Below are 23,148 nucleotides of genomic sequence, written 5' to 3'. Positions count from 1 at the left end.
AATTTTACTATAAATGACTTATAATCAGATAATGGAGAATAGAGGAGAGTTATTCTCCGTGGGAACGCAGATGAAGTAAAAGCAGACAGAAGGTATAAACTCCCACGCAGGAGCATGGGAGCGAGATAGACACAAAAAAGATTGTAGTTATCGCAATTTTAGACTTTTCTTACCACACAAAACGGATAAGCGCATCCACTGTGTCATAGTCGTACTTGTAGTCCAAACTTGGCACTTCCATATCGTATGTTCTATACTCCAGTGCGAGTGCTACATGTTCAAAAAATTTATAAGAGACTCCTGCACCATAGCCAAAACCGCCTGCCGATGTGCTTGAGCTGATTGCTTGCATCTGATACCCTGCGATACCGTAGAGTGCAAGCGGCTTTGTCGGGCTGTACCCTAAGTGAAAATCAACTCCAATACCGTTAAACCAAGAGCTGTCTGAGACACTGCTGTCTTCAAAATCGCCCTGATGATACGATGTGCTAAACCCAGCCATAACGCAGTTGCTAAAGACTTTACTAAAACCGTAGCCGATGCTAAAAGTGGTTGTTGACTGCTCACTCATCATATCCGCTTTTGATGCACCGACATAGACATAACTCTCCGCCATAAGGCTTGACGCTAACGACAGAGCTAAAAGGCTTGAGAGTGTTGAATTTTTTAACATGTAGAGCCTTTTTTGTAATTTTAAAGATGCAGATTAAGTATGCATTCCCACTTGAAAAGTGGGAACGAGGAAAAAATAGATACTAACTAAACTTTATTTACATGCCCAAGGACTCTCGTTGCATAAAATATCAAGATTCTTTTGAGCGTTTTTATTACCTTGTTTTGCAGCAACACGCCAATGTTCATAAGCTTTTATTTTATTTGTTTCAACACCCTTTCCAAAATAATAAGCTACACCTAAATTATAATTTGCACTAGAATAATTTGGTGAAAACTCCAATGCTTTTTTATACATTTTGACTTCATTAGCATCATCTCCAATATTTCCATAAACTACGCCCGCATTTAGATATGATTCTGCTATGAAGTCATCAAAAAACTCGTTGTCTGTTTTTTGATATGTATCTGGTATAACAAATTTGCAAGATTCCTTATCAAGAGCATAATGCTCACAACGCAATAAAGAAGTTTTCGTTGTCTTTTTCTTCATTTCTAAAAGCAAATCCACAGCTTTTGTGCATTCAGCGGGATTTTTAAATTTAAAACTCATTTCTCTCTCGCAGAGTAAAACTTGTTTATATGCTGGATCTTTTGCTTTAGCAATCAAGTCATCAAACTCTTCTAATGTGGAAGCCCCAACCGAACTTGCCATCAAAACAGTAACCGCCATAATTTTTATTAACTTTTTCACTTTTTTTCTCCTTGTTTTTTTATTACAAAAAATGAACTTAATAAAGCAACTATTAATAATATAAATATAAATATATCAATTCCTGAAAGTTTATTAGCTTCCTTAGAAGCTAAATAAACTATAGATCCACCGGCAACGCCACCACTTATATTTAAAAAAAACTTTTCAAGCAAAACATTCATCTTCTTATCCTTTTTTTGCATTTAAAACTAACTCATTGCAACTTAGTATTTGAAATAAAACAAAGACTTTACCCCCCCCTTATTAAGAAATGCTTAAAAGCAACAATATATTTTTTATTTTCACGGTTTTTGTGCAGATGTTTACAGAAGGTAGGAAGTGTAAATTTTGTAGGGTAAGCGTGTAAAGGAAAGAGGCTATTTTACTGGGGGATTTTTTTAAATAACAGTTTTTGCCTTATTGATTGATTCTTCAAGTTCGGTTAATTCATTCTCGCAAATATCAAATATTATTTCCGAATCAATGTCGATATAGTGGTGTGAAATTATCTCACGCAGTTTTATGATTTGGCTCCAGTATGATGCACTTTTTACTTTTTCTAAGAGCTCTTTATCTGCTTTATAAATGTTTTTCAAGGCTTCGCCAATAGATTGCAAACGCATAGAAATAGCATCCAACCTATCTATTCCATCATCAGAATTTATAAAATCATCGCAAGACTTAATATTTTCAAACCTGCGTCTGATTATAGAAATGCTCTCTAAAATATAGTCTAAAAGTTCTATGATTGACAACTTATCCATAAATAATACTGCTTTGTATCTCTCTGCGAAGGGAAGGTCTCATGTTTTTATGTTCAGTGATTATGTCGATTTTTTTGCCAAATGCTTTTTCAAAATAATCATAGAGTCTTGTAAGATTACGATATGATTTTTGAGAAAACTTTACAAAAAAATCTATATCACTACTCTCTTTTTCTTGATGTTTCGCATAACTGCCAAAAATACCGATTTTTTCGACATGATAATCTTGTTTGAGTTCATCTTTATGTTCATGTAAAAAATTTATTATCGAATTAAGCGTCATCTCAAATCTCTTTTTTTACCCAATTATAACCTAGATATATTTTATTTATACTTGCATAAAAAAAATTACATTGCGGTTAATCTTAGCTCAATGTTATATAAGCCTCAGATAACTCTCTTATGCTATTATTATAAAAAAATTAAAGAGACGTTATGAGCAAAGCAGAGACTATCTATCTAAAAGATTATAAAGCACCCCAGTTTACTATTAAAACCTGCGATCTGGTATTTGAACTTTACGAAGAGCATACGCAGGTCACAAATCTTATGAACATAGAGAGAGTGGATGAGAGCGCGAAGGATTTGGTGTTAGACAGCATAGAGCTTGAACTCTTGGAGATATATCTTGATGATGAGAAGCTCTCAGAGGATAGATATGTCATAGAAGAGGAGCATTTGAGGGTCTTGAATGTGGCTGATGCATTTAAACTTATTATCATCAACAAGATATATCCTCAGTTAAACAGCGAGCTAGAGGGGCTTTACAAGTCCGGAAAGATATTCTGCACGCAAAACGAGCCTGAGGGCTTTAGACGCATTACCCCATACATAGACCGTCCTGACGTTATGGCAATATTTAAAACAACGCTTGTGGCAAACAGGGAGCGCTATCCTGTTTTGCTAAGTAACGGCAACAAAGAGTCGAACTTTAAGCTCGATGACGGCAGACACGGGGCTACATGGTTCGACCCGCATCCAAAACCGTCCTACCTTTTCGCACTTGTTGCGGGAGATCTTGGAGTCGTGCAGGACAAATTCGTTACAAAGAGCGGCAAATATGTAAGACTATATATCTACACTGACAGAGGTAACGAGTCTAAGTGCAAACATGCTATGAAATCGCTAAAAGATGCAATGAAATGGGATGAAGAGGTTTACGGACGCGAGTATGATCTTGACCTTTATAACATAGTCGCAGTTGATAGCTTTAACATGGGAGCGATGGAGAACAAGGGACTAAACATCTTCAACTCCGCTTATGTACTTGCAGACGAAGACACGGCAACGGATGCGAACTTTATGGGTATTCAGAGCGTTATTGCGCATGAGTATTTTCATAACTGGACGGGAAATCGCATTACATGCAGAGACTGGTTTCAACTCACACTTAAAGAGGGGCTGACCGTTTTTCGCGACCAGTGTTTCTCTGCTGATCTAAACTCAAAAGAGGTACAGCGCATCGAAGATGTGGATGCCCTCAGAGAGAGGCAGTTCGTAGAGGACGCTTCGCCGACCGCGCACCCTATTCAGCCCGATTCTTATATGGCGATAAACAACTTCTATACGGCTACGGTCTATGAAAAGGGCGCTGAGGTTATACGTATGCTTCACACTCTTTTGGGAGAGCAGAAGTACCGCAAGGCAATGGACCTCTATTTTGACGCTTTTGACGGGCAGGCCGTGAGAACAGATGACTTTTTATGGGCGATGGGCAAAGCGGGCGGTATCGATCTTGAGCAGTTTAAAAGGTGGTACCATCAGTCAGGAACGCCAAAGTTGCAGGTTGATGAGAGGTTTGAGGATAAAAAATATACTCTTGTCTTGACCCAGAAGGTTCCAAAGTCTGTTGAGGGCAGTGAGCAGAAGCCGTACTTTTTTCCTCTGAAAATGGCTCTTTTGGATGATAACGGCCAAGAGATAGAAGCTAGAACGCTTATAGTCACTCAAGAGAGAGAGGAGTTTGTATTTAGAGCAGAGAAAAAACCTACTCTCTCTATAAACAGAGATTTTTCCGCACCGATAATAGTTGAGCAGTCGCATAACGACTACGCATTTTTGATGAAGCATGACACCAACAGTTATGTAAGATATGAATCTGCGCAGTCTTTCGGACTTCAGTGTATTGAGAACATGATGAAGGGCAAAGAGATAGATGAGGAGTTTGTAAGCGCTTTTGGGCACATTTTAGAGGAGGATAAACTTGACCTTTCATTTAAATCGCTTCTTATGGAGCTACCAAGTGTCAGCGCTATCATGCAGAGACAGGAGATTGTCGATTTTGACTCTATTTACGCTGCAAAAGAGAAGCTGCAGAAGCATCTTGCCTTAACATTTAAAGATAAACTTTTTTCTATTTACAGTAAAAATCATACTCCGGACTCAAAAGAGCTCGACTCTCTTAGTATCGGTAAGAGAGCTATAAAAAACCGTGCACTTAAACTTCTCTCCGCCTTGGAGAGTGATGAAGCTGTTGCGGTTGCAAATGAACAGTACAACAGCTCTGTTACAATGACTGACAGGATAGCCGCTCTTGATGTTTTAGAAAACACATCGCCTGAGTTCTCAACTGTTGCGCTTGGGCATTTTTACAAAAAATACAACAAAGATACGCTTGTTATGAATAAGTATTTCTCTATTTTGGCGGCATCGCACAGAGAGGGAACGCTCGATCGCGTAATGGCGCTTCAAAATGACCCTGCTTACAATGAGCTGGTTCCAAATCTTGTCCGCTCGCTCATCGGTGTCTTTGCGAGGAACTATAAACACTTTCATGCAAAAGATGGCTACGGCTATAAATTTGTGGCAGATAGAATAATAGATATCGACAAGATAAATCCTCAGATGGCATCTGGACTTGCAGGTGCTTTTAAGATATATAAAAAAATGAACAGAACCAATAAAAAGTTGATGAAAACTGAGTTGGAAAGAATTCTCTTAGAACCCTCTCTCTCGAAGAATGTCTATGAGATCGTAAGTAAAATCGTAAAAGGCTAATTATAATAAATTGTAAAGACTCTCTTTACAGTTTTAGGATACTATTGTGACAGGTTTTATACTAAAACACAATACAAAGGATCTATTATAATGGCTAGATTAGTTGTTCTTGGCGGAGGAGTTTCAGGTCACACTGCTGCTACCTTTGCCGCAAAATGGTTAGGATCTGCTCATGAGGTGGTCGTTGTGACCCCAAATTCAAAATGGAACTGGATCCCATCAAACATCTGGGTCGGTGTCGGTGAGATGAGCAAGGAGGAGGTCACTTTTGATCTGGCTCCTGTTTATGCAAAAGCGGGCATCAATTATAAACAGGCAAAGGCCGTCTCAATAAATCCGGAGGGCTCAGAGTCAAGCGATAAGCCCTTCGTGACAATCGAGTACACTCTCGCAGGACGCGAAGGCGAAGTTGAGAATGTAGCGTACGACTACCTGATCAACGCAACAGGTCCAAAACTAAATTTTGGAGCCACTCCTGGCCTTGGCGATGCGAACGGCCTAGGTGAGTTTACGGTTTCTGTTTGTACTGCAGACCACGCTGTTCATGCAAATGAGGAGTTTCAAAAGTGCATCCAGAAGATGAAACAGGGCGAGCGTCAAAAGTTTTTAATAGGAACCGGTCACGGTATGTGTACCTGTCAAGGCGCTGCTTTTGAGTATATTTTCAATATCGAGCATGAACTTAAAAAAGCCGGTGTCCGTGATATGGCAGATATAAAGTGGATATCAAACGAGTCTTTTTTAGGTGACTTCGGAGTCGGCGGATTACATATGAAGAGTATGGGATTTGCGGTCAGTTCAAAGATCTTTGCAGAGTCCCTGTTTACGGAAAGAGATGTTGACTGGATAATAGGCGCTCATGTCAACAAAGTAGAAAAAGGCAAGGTTCACTATGAGCTGCTTGACGGTTCAATGGGCGAAGAGGAGTTTGACTTCTCGATGCTGATACCTCCTTTTGCGGGTGTGGGTCTTAAGGCTTACGCGAAGGATGGCTCAGATATTACAGATACTGTTTTTGCTCCAAACGGCTTTATGAAAGTCGATGCCAACTACTCTGCGGGTTCATATGAGAACTGGAAGGCAAGTGACTGGCCAAAGACTTACCAAAACCCGACTTACTCAAATATGTTTGCCTGCGGTATAGCGTTCGCACCTCCGCACCCTATATCAAAGCCTATGAGTTCACCAAACGGAACTCCTATAAGTCCGACTCCTCCGCGTACGGGTATGCCATCGGGCATTATCGGAAAAGCTGTGGCTCACAGCATCTGCGACAGGATATTAAAGGGAGAGAGTGCTCCTCTGCATGAAGCTTCTATGGCTCATATGGGCGCTGCCTGCGTTGCTTCGGCAGGAAAAGGCATATTTGACGGAACTGCCGCTGCGATGACCATCTATCCTGTTGTTCCCGACTTTGAGAAATACCCGGGAACAGGACGTGATGTCGATTATACGTTCGGCGAGATAGGTCTTGCCGGTCACTGGATCAAACATATCCTTCACCACCTCTTCATCTGGAAAGCCAAGCTAAAAGCCGGCTGGACAATGATTCCCGAATAGATATCAAAGGAGACATATAAATGGAAAAGAAAGCAGAACACAACATTAAGGCATACGGCAAAAATTTCACGACGATGACACCTGGAAAATTTGCCATAAAATTAAGAACATGTAAGATCTGGCAGTTTATCAGATTTATAATCATCAACATAAAAATGTTAATAGTGGTAAGAAAAAGTCACTAACTTCTCAAAAGCAAAGAGCGGACGAACTTAACGCTCTTTGCCTGTTTAGATCTGATACCCAAGCAAGGCGCCTTATGATAAAAGAGATAATTACCTACCCGACTCCTCCAAGTGTACAGTACGCAACAGATGTCAGAGTTTTCAATGAAGAGCTATTCTCTCTGATCGAAGACCTAAAAGATACAATCGAAGCAAACTCTTTGGATGGTCTAGCAGCGTTTCAGATCGGCAGTTACTATAATGTCGTCGTCGTTAAAAAAGCTGACGGAGAGTTTTTAGAGCTGATAAATCCAAGGATCATAAGTAACAGCGGAAGAGTTACGACTCAGGAGAGGACGGCATATTTTCCGGGACTAAGCGCAAATGTAACGAGGTATGAGCATATAAACGTTGTTTATCAGGACAGGGAGGCAAATCAGCACTCCCTAAAGGCAGACGGAGCTTTTAGTATTTTACTTCAGAGAAAAATCGACTATACTTTTGGGTCAAGTTTTTTCAACAAGTTAAATAAGGAAGAGAAGAAGCTCTTTGAGAAAAAACTCGATTTTGGAAGCGATATTGCAATTTCAGAGGCTTGTCCTACAAAATTCAACAGGGACTACATCACTAAAGCTATTAATGTTGTAACTGCAGTGATGTTGGCTTTGGCTGCTGTTTCACTGTTTCTCTCCGGGGAGAGCTCACAGGAGCTGTGGGGCTATCAAAAGTATCTGTTTTTTACTACCATAATTTTAAATATTATATATTTCTTTTATGCCCAGTATGAAGGTAAAAAGTTTACCTCTTGTACGAGCTGCCAGATCGGAAACATAATAGGAACAACACTGATATCGCTGATAAAGGTATTTGCAATTATGCTTATATCATATTTTATAATGTAGGAAAAGTAAAATAGAATGGAAAAAGAACTACAAAATCTTGTTAAAAACCAAAATGTTTTAGTTGGCTCTAAAGAGAGCGTGCTTTTAAGCTGGACCTCTTACGACTCTTTGCAGAAGTTGCTTAAACTGCATGATATAGATAAGAATCTATTTTTAGAGGAGTATGGCGGGGGCGTCTTCGACTACTTCATGGGCGTAATTGCCGGCAGTGTTAAAATAGGAAACTGCCCGATCATGCAGAAGCTCCTTTTGTATCTTAAAGATAAAGATATAAGAGCAGATGAGCTCTTTGAGATATGCAGCCATTTCAAAAGGGCGGTCGTAGATTTTACCTTTGATGCAAATATTAACTCCAAAGAGCTTTTTGACGAGTTGACATATATTTTTGACAAAAACTTTCAGAGCATATTGAAATATTACTCAGATACTATTTTTGAAAAAGAGCAGGAGATAGACAGACACGTAAAGCTCTTAAATGAGTATCAAAAAGCGCTTGATGAGAGTGCGATCATCTCCAAGACCGACCAAAACGGCATAATCACATATGTAAATGATAAATACTCAAAGCTAAGCGGCTACAGCATCGACGAGCTTATGGGTAGCAAGCACAATATGACAAGACATGAGGATATGCCTGAGGAGTATTTTGAGGACATGTGGTTTCAGCTTGAAAATGCGGGTATATTTAGAGGTACGATAAAGAACAATAAAAAGAACGGGGGCTACTTCTATATAGACGTGACAATTGTAAAGATAATAGACCCATATGACAATTCCATAGAGTATATATCGATAGGAAATGACGTTACAACGCTTATAGATGCCAGACTTGAGGCGCAAAAGGCTTCTCAGGCAAAAGATTACTTCCTCTCCAATATGTCGCATGAGATAAGGACTCCATTAAATGCCATTTTAGGATTCGTTAATCTTCTGATCGAGCAGGACCTCTCAAAGCAGCATAGAAAATATCTTGAGATAATTTTAAACAGCGGTGAGAACCTCTTAAGCATAATCAATGATATTTTGGACTTTACAAAACTAAGAAGCGGCGAGTTTACGATCGAGCCGAGAATCTTCTCCATTCACAATGAGATCAGCCACACTCTTGAACTCTTCGTCGCCTCTGCAAATGCAAAAGATATAGTAGTGACCTCTTTTATAGACCCGACCATACCAAAAGAGCTCTATGCTGACTCGCTAAGAGTTAAACAGATCCTCTCAAATCTCTTAAGCAACGCTATTAAGTTTACAAAAGTAGGCGGTCATATCCATGTTGAGGCGGTATGCAAAAAAAACAATATATTAAAAGTTAGCGTGCGCGACAACGGCATAGGCATAGCCGGGGAGGATCTTAGAAATATATTTACGGCATTTACTCAGGCAGGAAGATGGGAGGTAGATGAACTGGAGGGAACCGGGCTCGGGCTCTCCATCTGTCATCAGCTTGCCGAGCATATGGGCGGAAGCGTACATGTCTCCTCAAAGCTTGGAGAGGGTAGTACGTTTTGGGTAGAGATACCTGTAGAGATACATAACTACGAGTGTCAGATATTCAGTGATCTCGATGAGTTAAAGACGCTAAAGACCGTTTTCTACTCCAAGGATATGATAAGGGGTTACAAAGCGGACTCATTTTTAAAATATTCAGATTTGTTCAATATGGATATAGAGATGGTAGATAACTTGGATGGCAATTACGATATAGCTGTCTTTTTGGATGAGTATGTTGAGGGTGATATAAAAGAGAGGATCATAAACTCCGATAAAAAATATGTGGCGATCACAAGCAACCCTACTGACAAGTATGAGAAGTATTCGCATATATCCTCTGCCTGTTTTCCTATTTACTGCTCAAAGATCAGAACCACCTTTGATGAGCTGCTTCATCCCGACTCTTTCTCTATACATAAAAGAGAGAAGACTATGAAGTTTCAAGGACATGTTCTCATAGCTGAGGATAATGAGGCAAATCAGGAGCTTATAAAGATACTGCTTAATAAATACGGCCTTACATATGATCTTGCGGCAAACGGCTTGGAAGCGGTAAATCTTTATAAAACAAAGAGGTACGACCTTATCTTGATGGATGAGCAGATGCCCGTTATGGATGGAAATGAAGCTGTCCAAAACATCATAAAGTATGAAAAAGAGAGTGGATTGAGACATACTCCCATATCCGCTTTGACGGCAAACGTTATAAAAGGGGTAAAGGAGAGAGGGCTAAAGAGCGGGTTTGACTCCTTCTTGGGAAAACCGATCGTCATAAAAGAGCTTGAGAGGGTCTTTTTTAACTACTTAAAAGTTGCAGAGGAGACGGTTGAGAGTTCAGAAGCAACAGAGCATTTAAATACGATAGAAGGACTTGATTACGATAAGTTGAGTCAGGAGCTGATGCTAAGCGGTGACGAGCTTTTGATGCTGATAGAGCTCTTTTTAAAAAAGATGGCAAAACAGGTTCCTGATCTGCAAAGTGCCATAAAATCAAAAGATTATAAACAGATAGCACTTATTGCACACAGCATAAAGGGTTCAAGCGGCAATTTCAGGCTTGAGTCGGTGCAGGAGGAGAGCGCAAAGATAGAGAAGATGGCAAAAGCCGAAGATAAGAATTTTGATTATGAAGAGTCTTATGAGAAGATAAAAAGTACTCTTGAGGCTATAAAGATCAGGTAGCTACTTCTCTATGTAGTAGCCGATCCCAGACGCATTTTTAATAATATCGGTAGGGAGTTTGCTTCTTAGTCTCCATACAAGGGTTCTGATACTGTTCTCCGTTGCTCCGTTCTCTTTCCATACATAATCTATAGCTTGTGAGAAGCTGATGGTCTGTCCAAGCTTTGCGACAAGAAGCCTTAGTATCGCTCTCTCTTTTTTTGTCAGTTTTATCTTCTCATTGTTGTAGAATATCTCATCCTGAGATATATCCATATAGTAGCCGTTGCTAAAAGAGACTATGGGCTTGTCAGACTCTCTTTTGGCATAGAGAAGCTTCTCTACGCTGTTTTGATCAAGTTTTGGAGTTGGAGCCTCTTCGCTTCTTTTGTTCTCCATCTCGAACTTAAATATCGCCATCTGTATGGTCGCATGCAGAGATGACGGGTCGAAAGGTTTTACGATATAGCCGTATGGCTCAGTTTTGATAGCTTCTGAAATGATATCGTCGTCGCTGTAGGATGTTAGGTAGATAAATGGTATTGAATAGTTTTGTCTGATAGTTTTGGCAAGCTCTATCCCGTCGTTGCTCTCTTGAAGAGAGATGTCAATAATAATAACATCCGGTCTGTATGAAGCTATCTTCTCTTTTGCTTCCGCTGCATTATCATACATGCCGACTATTTCATAGCCGTGTTTTTGGAGAGACAACTTTAGATTTAAGGCCGTTATCTCATCATCTTCAACAATTATAATAGTGTGTTTATCCATATTCCATCCCATATAAGCATATGTATATGCATTATTATAATCAAATTATAGTATAAGTTTTTTTAATTACATAATAAAAATGTGATAATTGTGATAATATTGTTACAACATTACACTATTTTAAATATTAATACTCTTTTTATCTATTTTTGGAATGGCGTTTGCTAAAGTTAAAAAATGTTTTAAGGATATTTAGTGAATTTCATAGAGACTCTAAAGCTTAGAAGCAAACTTCTTTTTATTTTTATAATTATCACGGTCGGCTTGGTTTTTGTCGGTGTGATGGGAACTCTAAACTTGAAATCTATGAAAAAAAATCTCGATTCACTCTATTTTGGCTCATTAATGCCGGTAACAGAGCTAAGCAGGATCATCCAGACATATCACGGAACCCTGGCAAGCACCCTTTATAAAGCAAAAAATGCGCAGATATCCCCCTCTGAGGTCAAGTCACGAATAAAAGCCGCAATACAGAGCATTGAAAAAGAGTGGAGCAGCTACGAGCTGCACTTTAAAAGAGATTACGAACTTGGTTATGTCGAGTATGCCGCATCCGAGATAAAGAGCGTCAATCGCTACTTCATCAGCGCCGTTGATATGATCGAGGACGGAAGCGATATGACAAATATCTCGCTAGCGAGTGTTGAGAAAAAGATATCGCATATACATCAGGTAATAAATAAGCTTATAACCTATGAGGTCGATGTAGCGAAGTATGAGCGTAAAAACTTCTTAAGCCTCTACGAGACCATTTTGATAAAGGTCGGCACCATATTGGTTATGGTTATATTTGGCGTTATGGTTATATCGTTTTATGTATTTAAGAGCATACAAAGCGATCAGACCGCACTTGAGATAGCTACAAAAAAATTAAAGATTGCAAACAAAAAGCTTGAAAACGCCTCATATACAGACTCACTGACAGGGCTTCACAACAGAAGATACTTCAATCTTGTCTATGAGAGAGAGATAAAAAGAGCAAAAAGAAACAACAGCAATATTACTTTTATGATGCTAGATATTGACTATTTTAAACAGTACAATGACACATACGGGCATATAGAGGGAGATTTCGCTCTAAAAAGTGTCGCCAAGGTCTTTAAAGACCTTCTAAAGCGTCCTAGTGATTTTGTCTTTAGACTTGGAGGAGAGGAGTTTGGAATTCTTCTTACCGAAGTAAACGAGGAGAACAGTGCTATAATCGCCAGAAATATCTGTGATGCCCTAAAGGCTCGCGAGATAAAACATGAGGGTTCAAAAATAAACGAATTTTTAACGGTATCTATAGGGGTTGCATGCTGTGTGGCTGATGATGCACTAGATGACGAGGTCTTGATAAGTAAAGCGGATGAGATGCTCTACCGCACTAAAGAGAGCGGCAGAGACGGGTATAGCATAACTACAAATATAAGCGTCACAACTCCGCACAAAGCGGAGCAAGCAAGCGCTTAAACGAGTCCTTGCTCGATCATAGCGTCTGCTACTTTTCTAAATCCTGCGATATTCGCACCTAAGACCAGGTTAGTAGGTTCACCGAACTCTGCAGCAGTCGTACTTGCACTTACATAGATGTTTTTCATGATCTGTGCAAGTTTTTCATCTACTTCTTCAAAAGTCCAGTTTACCATAGAAGCATTTTGCGCCATTTCAAGCTGACTTGTTGCAACGCCGCCTGCATTTGCAGCTTTACCCGGACCGTAGCAGATCTTTGACTCAACAAAAAGATCGACCGCTTCAGGAGTAGAAGGCATATTAGCACCTTCACTTATACAAACACAGCCGTTTGCAAGAAGGTTTTTTGCATCGTTTAGGTTCAGTTCGTTTTGTGTAGCACTAGGAAATGCTGCATAACACGGAATCGTATAGACACCGTTGCAATCTTCAGGGTACTCTTCGATCGGAGTATATTTTGCTTTTGGTCTATGCTTTACATACTCTGTCAATCTCTCTCTTCTTACCTCTTTTAGGTCTTTTAGAAGCTCAAGGTCGATTCCCTCTTCATCATATATCATGCCGTTTGAATCGCTGCACGTTACAGGAATAGCGCCAAGGTGGTAAAGTTTCTCGATAGTGTAGATAGATACGTTACCGCTTCCTGAAACTACACATTTTTTACCTTCAAGAGTCTCGCCTCTGTCTTCTAGCATATATTTTGCAAAATAGACAGCACCGTAGCCTGTAGCTTCAGTTCTTACAAGTGAGCCGCCCCATTTAAGAGACTTTCCTGTAAGCACACCCTCGTATCTGTTGGCAAGTTTTTTATACATACCGAACATATAGCCGATCTCTCTGCCACCGACTCCGATGTCTCCTGCAGGAACGTCAGTGTTTGCGCCTATATGTCTGAAAAGTTCGCTCATAAATGCTTGGCAAAATCTCATGATCTCATTGTTTGATTTGCCTTTAGGGTTAAAGTCGCTTCCCCCTTTTCCGCCACCGATCTGAAGTCCTGTAAGAGCATTTTTGAATATCTGCTCAAAGCCCAAAAATTTAATTACGCCCGCATTTACACTCGGGTGAAATCTAAGACCACCTTTGTATGGTCCAAGTGCCGAGTTAAACTCTATTCTATACCCCTTGTTTACTTGGATCTGGCCGTTGTCATCAACCCAGTTTACACGAAAAAGTATCTGTCTCTCAGGTTCAACGATTCTCTCGATGATCTTGTGTTCTCTATATTTCGGGTATTTGGCCATTAATGGTCTGAGTGATTCAAGTACCTCTTCGGCAGCTTGATAAAACTCTTTTTGAGACGGGCTTGATCTCTTTAAATATTCAAAAACTTCTTTTACGTATGGCATACATCTTCCTTTATATTCTGATTTTAAATAGATTTGGATGGTACAATAAAGTAAATTAAATTTTCTATAATATAGATCAATTTTAATAAAACTTTAAAAAAAATGATTAATTTTTAACCATTTTTAAATTGACAAATATACTTTTTTTTGATAGCCTAGGAGGGATGTGCGTAGAGTTTTGCGCTAAGAAGATCAGGGAGTTTTATAATTATGAATATATCTAAAGAGAGATTTGAAGAGGCAAAAGAGGTAGCCAGAGATTGGCAGCTCTACATACAGGAGCATAGAGAAAGCGTTGAAGAGAAGTTCCACGAAACTATGGGCAGGATGTTAAAGGATCCGATGAACAAGATCTTTCTAATTGAACTTCTTGACCAGAGCTTTCGCTCACAAAATCCCCGCAGAGTTGCGGATCAGATCGAGTATATATTTAACAAATACAAGGGCACTAGTTTCTTTAGCACATTCGAAGAGCTGCTTGTCCTCTCTTTTCGCAAAGTCGGAATCTATATGACAAATATATCCATACCTATTTTTATAAAGTATCTAAGAAACGATATTAAAAATGTTGTCATTCCGGGCGAAGAGAAGGCTCTTGTAGAGCATATTAAAAAGAGAAGAGCAGAGGGGACAAGGGTAAATATAAATATTATCGGAGAGATAGTCCTGGGCGAAGATGAGGCAAACGAGAGAGTTGAGAAGTATATAAAAACGCTTCAAAATCCAAATATAGATTATATATCTATAAAAATATCTACCATTTTTTCTCAGATAAACCCTCTGGCGCATGAGTGGAGCGTGGATATGGTCTCAAATAAACTACAGAAGATATATGCTGCCGCAATGCAGAACAGATTTACAGACGCACATGGCAAGGAGAGTGACAAGTTCGTAAATCTTGATATGGAGGAGTATAAAGATATACACTTGACAATTGATGTCTTTAAAAAGACGCTCTCGCTGGAAAAATTTAAAGATCTTCATGCAGGGATCGTTCTTCAGGCTTATCTTCCAGATACGTTGGAGCTGGCAAAAGATCTTGTCTTATGGGCAAAAGAGAGAGTCAAAAGCGGCGGAGCACCCATTAAGATCCGTCTCGTCAAGGGAGCGAATCAGGAGATGGAGCTAACAGAGGCTAGTCTTAGAGAGTGGGAGTGCGTTACATACAGAAAAAAAACGCAAAGTGACGCTAACCTTAAAATTATAATGGACTACCTTTTAGATCCTGATGTGGCTCCTTATGCACATCTAGGCGTTGCTTCGCACAATCTTTTTGACCACGCTCTTGGAATGCTTTTGGCAAAGGAGAGGGGCGTAGAGAAGTTTTACACTGCCGAGATGCTTGAAGGTATGAGCGAGACCGCTTACAAGGTTCTAAAAAAAGAGGGATTAAACGTAATACTATACGCTCCGACCGCTACGAAAGAGACATTTACAAACGCTATTGCATATCTTGTAAGAAGATTTGACGAAAACACGGCACAGCAGAATTTCTTGCGCCACAGTTTCGGCTTAAAAGTAGACTCCGAGGCGTGGAAAACGCTCGTGAAGAGTTATGATGACGCTTTAGTGGAGATAAAAGATCTCAAACTCACTCCATATAGAGTCCAAGATAGAAACCAAGAGCCTGCAAAGCCACAGATCGATCTGGACAACTATATTTACGAGAGTGAAGCAGATACGGACTTTGTGTTGGAGCAGAACAAAAAGTGGGCTAGAGAAATTGCTAATAAGTGGAAAAATATAGCAAAAGAGGGTGGATACCATGCAAGGCCGGTCGTGGCATCAAGAGAGATAGAGAATGGTGATATTGTAGAGGTGATAGATAAGTCGCAATATCATGAGGGCGTAGTAGTAGGCTCTTACGTAAAAGCTCACGCAGAGGATATGCACGAAGCGGTAAGAGTTGCAAACGAGGATATTGACGGCTGGAGAAAACTCACAACAAAAGAGCGTCAAAAAATACTTATGGACGTGGCACATGAGTTTAGAAAAAGAAGAGCGGACCTTATAGGAGTCGCTGCGGCAGAGGTCGGCAAAGTATTTAGCGAGACTGATGTCGAGGTCTCTGAAGCCATAGACTTTTTAAACTTCTATCCATACAGTGTTAGGAAGATAGAGGAGCTAGAAGGTGTGCATATATCTCCAAAAGGGGTGGGTTTGGTAGTCAGCCCATGGAACTTTCCCGTAGCCATCCCTACAGGCGGTATCGCCGCAGCACTCGCAGCCGGAAACAGGGTTATACTTAAACCTGCATCGGACTCTGTTCTTTGCGCGCAGATGGTCTGTGAATGTTTTTGGAGTGCGGGTGTAAGTAGAAATACATTGCAGTTTCTTCCATCAAGCGGAGCTTTGGCGGGAGAGGAGCTTATACCCAACAGAGATATTGATTTTACAATATTTACGGGAGGCGAGCAGACCGCTTACAGTATGATAAAACAGCGCAGCGACATCCATCTGAGTGCTGAGACAGGCGGTAAAGATGCCACTATAGTCACATCTATGAGCGATCGTGACCAGGCTGTTAAAAACGTTGTCGCTTCTGCGTTTAACAACTCCGGGCAGAAGTGTTCTGCAACATCTCTGCTTGTGCTCGAAGATGAGCTCTATAATGATAAAAATTTTAAAAAGATGCTCATTGATGCTGCCTCCTCCCTGGAGGTAGGTTCCGTCTGGGATTTTAAAAACAGGATCGGAGCGCTCTCATCTAAACCATCCGGCAATCTTGAAAAAGCTTTGAGCTATCTTGATAGTGGTGAAGAGTGGCTTGTAGCACCATCTTATGCAGATGGCGATAACCCTTATATGTTAAAGCCATCGATCAGATGGGGAACAAAAGAGGGTGATTTTTGCCATATGAATGAGCTCTTTGGCCCAGTGCTCAGCGTTATGAGAGCAGATGATCTAAAGGATGCAATAGACGCAGTAAACTCGACAGGGTACGGGCTTACATCTGGAATAGAGAGCCTTGATGAGAGAGAGCAGAAGATATGGAGCAAGAAGCTAAAAGCAGGAAACCTCTATATTAACCGCGGTACGACCGGTGCGATAGTCATTAGACAGCCTTTTGGCGGAATGGGCAAATCGGCGATCGGAAGCGGCAAAAAAGCGGGCGGATTTAACTATGTCACGCAGTTGATGAATATAAGTGCAGATGAGATAGAGTTTGAAGAGATGGGCGAATTTCTCTCCCACGGAATTTTTGCGAATGAGGTCTCAAAGGCTTCCGAGATCGCAAAAGATTTTGTGAAGTGGCACAGAGAAGAGTTTAGCAAAGAGCATGACTATGCACATGTCAGAGGCGAGAGCAATGTCATACGTTATCTGGGTGTTAAAAGTGTTCTTTTGAGGTGTCAAAACGGCGACAAGCTTCATGAGATTCTCTCATCCATAACGGCGGCAAAGATCGCAGGGGCAACGCTGCATATCTCGCTTCCTAAAAAGATAGATAGCGATGAGCTGGCTTGGCTTATAAACAACTCAAGAGATATTCTGGCAAAAGAGGATGTTTTGGAACTTCAAGGTGAAGATGAGCTGATAGAGTCGATGAAAAAGGTTCAAAGGATCAGATTTTTAGATCCTGCGCATATAACAAAAAATATCTATGATTCGCTAAAAGATGAAGCAAAATATATAGCAAGAGAGCCTTTTGTACCGCATGGCAGGATCGAGCTGCTTCACTACTTTATAGAACAGAGTGTAACGAACTCATATCACAGATACGGAAATATGGGTATCAGGGGATTAAAAGAGGGCTAGTGACCGTTTTTGAATCTAAAGCCCTCTTCTACGAGAAGGGCTCTTAGTTTTTCTTTTAGCTCTCCTTGAAACTCCATCCAGCCATCTTTAAAAGCTCCGCCGCAGCCGAGCTTTTTCTTTAAAGCCTTTAACAGTGCCTCTGAGTCGTTTAGCGGTGTGTGAAATTCGCCTACAAGAGTTACCGTTTTGCCGCGTCTCTTCTCTTTTTTAAAAAACAAAAAGTGTTTTGAGGGTTCCAATATCTCATCTGAGATGAGGCTTTTTCTGGGAGTCTCTACTTTTGCCCAGCCATCCTCTATATCGGCCCCTATAAAGAGATCGAGCTTCTTGCCTCTGCTCATGAGACGACTTTTTGCCTTAATATACTCATATGCTGGCTTTCAAAGCTATCATCTTTAATGCTTTTGATCACATCATCCAAAGAGAGCTTTGTGTGATCGTAAAGCACCACAAAAACCTCGTCACCCTCTTTTAAAAATGTGCTCTCACCGTAAGGAGTGTATCTTGTAGCGCCTATGCTTATAATCGCATCCGATGGATTGCCGCATGATGCTATATACTCGCTTAACGGCTCTAATGGTCCGAAATCTTTTTGTGCATTTATCTGCTCAACCATCCACTCTTGTAGTTTTTCATAGAAGTAGCTATACCCTTTGAGCTCAACATCTTCGCCGTAGGCGTTGAGCTCATTATCTCTTTTTAAAAAGCTGCAGATGGAGTAACTATCCATTATACCGCCTTCACTAAAGTGATCTATCTTTATAAGCTTTTCGCTAAGACCCTTGGAATTCTCACCCCAGTTCTTTTTATCGCTTATCTTGCTTGCACCTGCAACTCTGATAGAGCAGTCATTGTATGCACCGAAGTGTGTAGGGATTATTTTGCTTAGTCTGTTGTTTTCGTACTCAAGTCTGCAGATAAGTCCCACTTCAGGCTCTGCCTGAATATTAAGCTCTTTGCCCGGTATTTTAATGTTGGAGCTTGAGAGAGGGTAGGTGCTTAAAATCTCTTTTGCACCTTCTACGTATTTAGGCAGATAAAAAGGGAACATCCCTTTGGGCGCTGCTTCATCTGCTGTAATGATATCTTTAAAATCTTCCTCTTCGCCTGCTTGGGCAAGGTGCAGAGCAAAGTTGCCTGCGATCCCAAGACCTAAAAACTCTCTATAGTTCACCTTTTTCCTTAGCCTCTGCAAACTCTTCGTAGCTTCCTTTGAAGTCTACATAGCTGCCGTCTTCTCTTAGTTCGATGATACGATTAGCAAACGCATCCAAAAGCTCACGGTCATGCGATACACATATCACGTTTCCTTTGAAGTTGTAAAGAGCCTCTCCGAGTGCAACGATCGCTTCAAGGTCAAGGTGGTTTGAAGGCTCATCGAGAACCAAGAAGTTTCCGCCCTCAAGCATCATTTTGCTAAGCATCATTCTATGCTTTTCTCCACCCGATATGCTTACAACCGATTTCTCCTGCTGCTCGCCCGAAAAAAGCATTCTTCCCAAACAGTTTCTGATCTCTGCAATGTCGCGTTTTGGGTCAAAGCCTCTTAGCCAGTCATATAGAGTTCCATCACCCTTTATGATATCGGCAGTATCCTGAGGAAAGTAGCTTGGCTCAATAGTTGCACCCCAGTGGATCTCTCCGCTTGTTGGCTTCATCTCTTCCATAATGATCTTTAAAAGAGTTGTCTTACCGACACCGTTTGAACCGATAAGTGCAACTTTTTCATCCGGATCGAACTTTAGATTGATGTTCTTTAGAACCTCATTGTCGCCGTAAGAGTGGTTTACTCCGACAACATTAAGCGCTTCATCGCCCATAACTCTTTTTGCTTTGAAAACGATGCTCGGGTCGCGGCGTGAAGATGGTTTAATGTCATCAATCACCAGTTTGTCAAGCTGTTTTTGTCTTGATGTCGCCTGTTTTGCTTTTGAGGCATTTGCGCTAAAACGGCGTACGAAAGCCTCCAGCTGCTCTTTTTCCTTCTCTTTTTTAGCGTTGTTGAGCTCTTGCTGTTTTGCTATGACGTTTGCTGCGATATACCAGTCGTCATAGTTGCCAGTAAATTCGCGTATCTTTTGGTAATCCACATCGAGAATATTTGTAACGACCGCATTTAAGAAGTGTCTGTCGTGGGAGATAACGACCATTGTCCCTTCATGGCGTTGAAGCTCATGTTCAAGCCAGCTTATTGTGTCAATATCAAGGTTGTTGGTAGGCTCATCAAGGAAGAGGACATCCGGTTTTGGGTATAAAACCTGAGCCAAAAGAACTTTGAATTTATCGGCACTGTCAAGTGTGCTCATAAGCTCATTGTGATGGCTTGCAGGAATACCCACATTTTCGAGTATCTTTGCTATGTTCACGTCATACTCGTAAGTAGGATCCTCTTCGACACAGATGGTCTCAAGTTCTGCAAGACGGTTGTTTACGGCATCATCTTCAAAGTCGCCTGTCGTGTATATGACCTCTTTTTCTTTGATAGCGTCATAGAGTCTTTTGTTTCCGTAGAGAACAGCATCGGCAATTGTGAAATCTTCATAAGCATATTGGTTTTGTCCTAAAACACCGACCTTATTTGATTTGGGAATTATTACTTCGCCTTCATACTCATTGATCTGACCGCTTAGTATCTTTAAAAAAGTTGTTTTTCCTGCACCGTTCGCACCGATGAGGCCGTATCTTTTATGACGGTCTAGTTTAAGATTTATATCTTGAAACAGAACTCTGTTTCCATAACGCATTGTTAAATTTTGTACAGTTACCATTATTTGTCTCTCGCTTAGGCAGAAATTTTTGGTGCCTATTATTTTTCGCGATTATAGCTAACTGTTGTTTAAGAACTGATTATTATCAATCGCCCGATTTGTCTTTTGCGCCTTCAAAAGCGTTTGTTATGTCGCTTGTTATGTTCTCGACTCCCTCGTTGATCTCTTTAGAGCTGCATCCCCAAAAGATCAGCAAGGTTATAGATGCTAAAAATAAAAATCTCATTTTTTCTCCTGCAGTTTACTGTGCGGTTTATCCCAAAAATCTGCGTCAGGCTGACCTTGACGAAGATCTTGGAGATACTTCTCTTCGGTTCTTTGTATCTCTGCTCTGATCAGATTCACAACCGCTTTTTGAGATGCTATCGGCTCAGGCAGTACACAATACTCCCCGTCCGTCAACTCGTCGTTGAATTTTGTCTCATCAAAAGTTTTGCCGAGATATTTTACTATATATTTGAGGTCTCTCTCAGCATTTCCAAGGCAGGATGTTGCCCCTGGGGATGGGGTCATGTTGAAGATAAGACCCTCTCCCGTGTAGATGGAGGCCTCGCCCAAAAGAAGTTTCTGCTCATCTTTGTTGAGCACCTGAGGTCTAACACCGCCGAAGCCTTTGGCATATCTGAACTCATCTAGTTTAAGAGAGGGAACGATCTTTCTGGCATCTTTTAAAAATAGGTATTTATTTAAAAAGGGGATCTCAAAGAGAAAGTTTCTAAAGATATATTTGCGGATATCCTTCTCTTTTAAAAGCTTCCAAAGCGCTATGGCAATGTTTTTGTCAAACCTTAGAGTCTTCCAGAAATCCAAGTATGTTCCGCTTTTGTAACGCTCAAGTTTTGGAAGCATAAGCGCTGTCGGACCAAAGCGCGTATTTCCGTCTGCCAACACATCCGGGTCGCCGTGAAGAGCGGCAAAAGGGAGTTTTGGATTTTGTATCATATAGACCTTGCCGTTAAGCATCTTCTCGTTTGTTACGTAAAAACTTCCCGCAACCGGCAGACATCCCAGATTTAGTCCAAATCCCATCTGGTGAGCTAAAAACAGTGAGTGCGCCCCCGCATCCACTACCACGAAGTCCGCATAGAATGTATTCTCTTTTGTTTTGACGACGTAACCGCGTTTTTTGCTCTTCTCAATTTTTTCTACTTTGGTATTTAAAAAAAGCTCAAGTTCGACATCTCTCTCTTTTTTCGCATTCTCTATAAATGAGCTTGAAAGCTTTCCAAAATCAACCGTAGTCCACTGATCTTTTGTTCCTATACCGACAATGCTCTCGGTCCTTTCATTGCCATTTTCATCGAAAACTACGCGCGGCTCAAGCTCTTTAAGCTTCTCTTTATCCCAAACTTCAAGGTAAGGAAATAGTTCGGAGAACTCTTCATAGCGGTGAAGCAGGAACTCCACCTCTTTTTTGCCGACCCCAAGCGCCATCTTTTGGTGTGAGAAGATTATTTTGTTTTGATAGTTGTGTTGAAGGCAGTACTTCTCGACCATCTTCGCCGTTCTTTTTGTTATTGCCGCTTTTTGAAGGGTGTAGTTTGTCTCAATATCCCCGACATGTATAGTCTGTGAGTTGCTTGTTCCGCAAGAGTTAAGCGTGGCGATATTTTCATACTTCTCTATGATGCCGATCGATTTTATGTCTGTATATCTTGCAAGCTCATACGCAAGTGCTGAACCTGAAACTCCAGCTCCTACTATTATAACTTCAAAGTTTTTAACGCCCATATTTTATTGATCCTTGCCTCGTCTTTAGCCGTATTGTAGCGAATTTGTTATAATATTCAATTATATATTTTTACAAAACCAAAAACCAAGCGAACGGTTATGCAGCGAAGCGAAGCCTTAGTGAGCATGTTTTGAGTTTTGTTGATAGTTTAGGAATAGATATGCAAATAAGAGAGTTGGACCTAAAAGAGTTGGTCACGGTTTTTGAAGTTCTCTCACAGCTTCGCACAGAGCTTGACTACGATGAGTTCGAAGACCTTATATATGAGATGAGAAGCATGGAGTATAAGATGATGGGCATAATGGAGGGGGAGAAGCTTATCACTTATGCGGGTGTTGCTATACAGACAAATCTCTACCATAAAAGGCATCTGTTTGTTTTTGATCTGGTCACAGATGAGGAGTATAGAGGCAGAGGATATGGTAAGGTAATGCTTGATTATCTTGATGATTTTGCGCGTATTGCAATGTGTGAAAATATAGTTCTCTCATCCGGAGTACATAGAGAGAATGCTCATAGATTTTATGAAAATAACGGATTTAGTAAAAAGAGTTTTGTTTTTTTAAAGAGAGTCTGATTAAGAGTGGATATGGAGTGTATGATGCAGGCTTAAAAGCCTGCATGTAAAACCTTATAAAGGTGTTACGTTCTCAGCTTGAGGACCTTTTTGTCCCTCACCAAGTTCAAAAGTCACTCTCTGACCTTCAGCTAAAGAAACGCGACCAGGTCCCGTTCTGTTTACTTGGCGAAAGTGTACGAATACATCTTTTCCACCATTGTCTTGTTGAATAAAACCATAACCTTTTTCTTCATTGAACCATTTAACTGATCCGTCTAGCAATTCTGCCATGTCGTAGTACCTCTTTGGTAAAAATTCACTTCCTTGGAAGTGGAGTCAAAATATAGGGGAGT

21 protein-coding genes are annotated in these 23,148 nt (G+C 40.6%); 8 read left to right on the top strand and 13 right to left on the bottom strand.

Annotated elements, in window-relative coordinates; all coding sequences use genetic code 11:
* Positions 1-169: 169 nt before the first annotated feature.
* The 5 genes from RBR61_RS04980 to RBR61_RS04960 all read right to left on the bottom strand — a co-directional run bounded on the left by RBR61_RS04980 (position 170) and on the right by RBR61_RS04960 (position 2,413).
* Positions 170-673, bottom strand: a complete 504-nt coding sequence (locus RBR61_RS04980; RefSeq protein WP_320342504.1) for an outer membrane beta-barrel protein — start codon at positions 671-673, stop codon at positions 170-172.
* Between the two features lie 93 nt (positions 674-766).
* On the bottom strand, positions 767-1,366 hold the full coding sequence (locus RBR61_RS04975; RefSeq protein ID WP_320342503.1) for a hypothetical protein: 600 nt from the start codon (positions 1,364-1,366) through the stop codon (positions 767-769).
* On the bottom strand, positions 1,363-1,548 hold the full coding sequence (locus tag RBR61_RS04970; protein WP_320342501.1) for a hypothetical protein: 186 nt from the start codon (positions 1,546-1,548) through the stop codon (positions 1,363-1,365). Before RBR61_RS04970 ends, RBR61_RS04975 begins: the two co-directional genes overlap by 4 nt.
* A 216-nt stretch (positions 1,549-1,764) precedes the next feature.
* Positions 1,765-2,130 (bottom strand): HepT-like ribonuclease domain-containing protein, encoded by a 366-nt coding sequence (locus RBR61_RS04965; protein ID WP_320342500.1) that lies wholly within the window; start codon positions 2,128-2,130, stop codon positions 1,765-1,767.
* The gene (locus RBR61_RS04960) at positions 2,123-2,413 is read right to left on the bottom strand and encodes a nucleotidyltransferase family protein (protein WP_320342498.1); all 291 of its coding nucleotides are present in this window, start codon (positions 2,411-2,413) and stop codon (positions 2,123-2,125) included. Before RBR61_RS04960 ends, RBR61_RS04965 begins: the two co-directional genes overlap by 8 nt.
* A 152-nt stretch (positions 2,414-2,565) precedes the next feature.
* On the opposite strand from RBR61_RS04960, the gene pepN reads away from it, so the two are divergent.
* From pepN to RBR61_RS04935, 5 genes are all read left to right on the top strand, one after another.
* Positions 2,566-5,127, top strand: coding sequence for an aminopeptidase N (pepN, locus tag RBR61_RS04955; RefSeq protein WP_320342496.1), 2,562 nt, complete (start codon positions 2,566-2,568; stop codon positions 5,125-5,127).
* A 90-nt stretch (positions 5,128-5,217) separates the two neighbouring features.
* Positions 5,218-6,687 (top strand): FAD-dependent oxidoreductase, encoded by a 1,470-nt coding sequence (locus RBR61_RS04950; protein ID WP_320342495.1) that lies wholly within the window; start codon positions 5,218-5,220, stop codon positions 6,685-6,687.
* A gap of 20 nt (positions 6,688-6,707) precedes the next feature.
* Positions 6,708-6,872 (top strand): hypothetical protein, encoded by a 165-nt coding sequence (locus tag RBR61_RS04945; RefSeq protein ID WP_320342493.1) that lies wholly within the window; start codon positions 6,708-6,710, stop codon positions 6,870-6,872.
* Between the two features lie 74 nt (positions 6,873-6,946).
* Entirely contained in the window at positions 6,947-7,753 is an 807-nt protein-coding gene (locus tag RBR61_RS04940) for a peptide deformylase (RefSeq protein ID WP_320342490.1), read from the top strand.
* Positions 7,754-7,768: 15 nt separating this feature from the next.
* Complete coding sequence (locus RBR61_RS04935) at positions 7,769-10,426, top strand: ATP-binding protein (protein WP_320342489.1); 2,658 nt, start codon at positions 7,769-7,771, stop codon at positions 10,424-10,426.
* Here RBR61_RS04935 and RBR61_RS04930 read toward each other — a convergent pair whose 3' ends face one another.
* Positions 10,427-11,176 (bottom strand): response regulator, encoded by a 750-nt coding sequence (locus RBR61_RS04930; RefSeq protein ID WP_320342488.1) that lies wholly within the window; start codon positions 11,174-11,176, stop codon positions 10,427-10,429. It lies immediately after the preceding gene.
* 195 nt (positions 11,177-11,371) lie between these two features.
* On the opposite strand from RBR61_RS04930, the gene RBR61_RS04925 reads away from it, so the two are divergent.
* Positions 11,372-12,628, top strand: coding sequence for a diguanylate cyclase (locus RBR61_RS04925; RefSeq protein WP_320342486.1), 1,257 nt, complete (start codon positions 11,372-11,374; stop codon positions 12,626-12,628).
* Here the strand turns inward: RBR61_RS04925 and gdhA are convergent.
* Complete coding sequence (gene gdhA / locus RBR61_RS04920; protein ID WP_320342484.1) at positions 12,625-13,977, bottom strand: NADP-specific glutamate dehydrogenase; 1,353 nt, start codon at positions 13,975-13,977, stop codon at positions 12,625-12,627. The two genes, RBR61_RS04925 and gdhA, sit on opposite strands and share 4 nt — an antisense overlap.
* Before the next feature lie 210 nt (positions 13,978-14,187).
* On the opposite strand from gdhA, the gene RBR61_RS04915 reads away from it, so the two are divergent.
* A complete protein-coding gene (locus tag RBR61_RS04915) occupies positions 14,188-17,736 on the top strand; it encodes a bifunctional proline dehydrogenase/L-glutamate gamma-semialdehyde dehydrogenase (protein WP_320342483.1) in 3,549 nt (1,182 codons plus the stop codon).
* Here RBR61_RS04915 and RBR61_RS04910 read toward each other — a convergent pair.
* The 5 genes from RBR61_RS04910 to RBR61_RS04890 all read right to left on the bottom strand — a co-directional run bounded on the left by RBR61_RS04910 (position 17,733) and on the right by RBR61_RS04890 (position 22,235).
* Positions 17,733-18,077 carry a translation initiation factor gene (locus tag RBR61_RS04910; RefSeq protein ID WP_320342482.1) on the bottom strand — a complete coding sequence of 115 codons (345 nt, stop codon included), beginning with the start codon at positions 18,075-18,077 and terminating at the stop codon, positions 17,733-17,735. The genes RBR61_RS04915 and RBR61_RS04910 overlap by 4 nt on opposite strands.
* Complete coding sequence (locus tag RBR61_RS04905) at positions 18,074-18,910, bottom strand: DUF5718 family protein (protein ID WP_320342481.1); 837 nt, start codon at positions 18,908-18,910, stop codon at positions 18,074-18,076. Before RBR61_RS04905 ends, RBR61_RS04910 begins: the two co-directional genes overlap by 4 nt.
* Entirely contained in the window at positions 18,900-20,504 is a 1,605-nt protein-coding gene (locus RBR61_RS04900; RefSeq protein ID WP_320342480.1) for an ATP-binding cassette domain-containing protein, read from the bottom strand. The genes RBR61_RS04905 and RBR61_RS04900 overlap by 11 nt, the downstream gene beginning before the upstream one ends.
* An 85-nt stretch (positions 20,505-20,589) precedes the next feature.
* Positions 20,590-20,730, bottom strand: coding sequence for a hypothetical protein (locus RBR61_RS04895; protein ID WP_320342479.1), 141 nt, complete (start codon positions 20,728-20,730; stop codon positions 20,590-20,592).
* On the bottom strand, positions 20,727-22,235 hold the full coding sequence (locus RBR61_RS04890) for an FAD-dependent oxidoreductase (RefSeq protein ID WP_320342477.1): 1,509 nt from the start codon (positions 22,233-22,235) through the stop codon (positions 20,727-20,729). The genes RBR61_RS04895 and RBR61_RS04890 overlap by 4 nt, the downstream gene beginning before the upstream one ends.
* A 161-nt stretch (positions 22,236-22,396) precedes the next feature.
* Here RBR61_RS04890 and RBR61_RS04885 point away from each other — a divergent pair, with 161 nt between their 5' ends.
* Complete coding sequence (locus RBR61_RS04885; protein WP_320342476.1) at positions 22,397-22,813, top strand: GNAT family N-acetyltransferase; 417 nt, start codon at positions 22,397-22,399, stop codon at positions 22,811-22,813.
* 54 nt (positions 22,814-22,867) lie between these two features.
* On the opposite strand, the gene RBR61_RS04880 is transcribed toward RBR61_RS04885, so the two are convergent.
* Positions 22,868-23,086 carry a cold-shock protein gene (locus RBR61_RS04880; protein WP_137014185.1) on the bottom strand — a complete coding sequence of 73 codons (219 nt, stop codon included), beginning with the start codon at positions 23,084-23,086 and terminating at the stop codon, positions 22,868-22,870.
* Positions 23,087-23,148: the final 62 nt, after the last annotated feature.

This window comes from Sulfurimonas sp. (assembly GCF_034005705.1).
Lineage (GTDB): Bacteria > Campylobacterota > Campylobacteria > Campylobacterales > Sulfurimonadaceae > Sulfurimonas.
The sequence above is the reverse complement of the archived record's forward strand: the minus strand, read 5'-3'. Positions and strand labels throughout refer to the sequence as shown.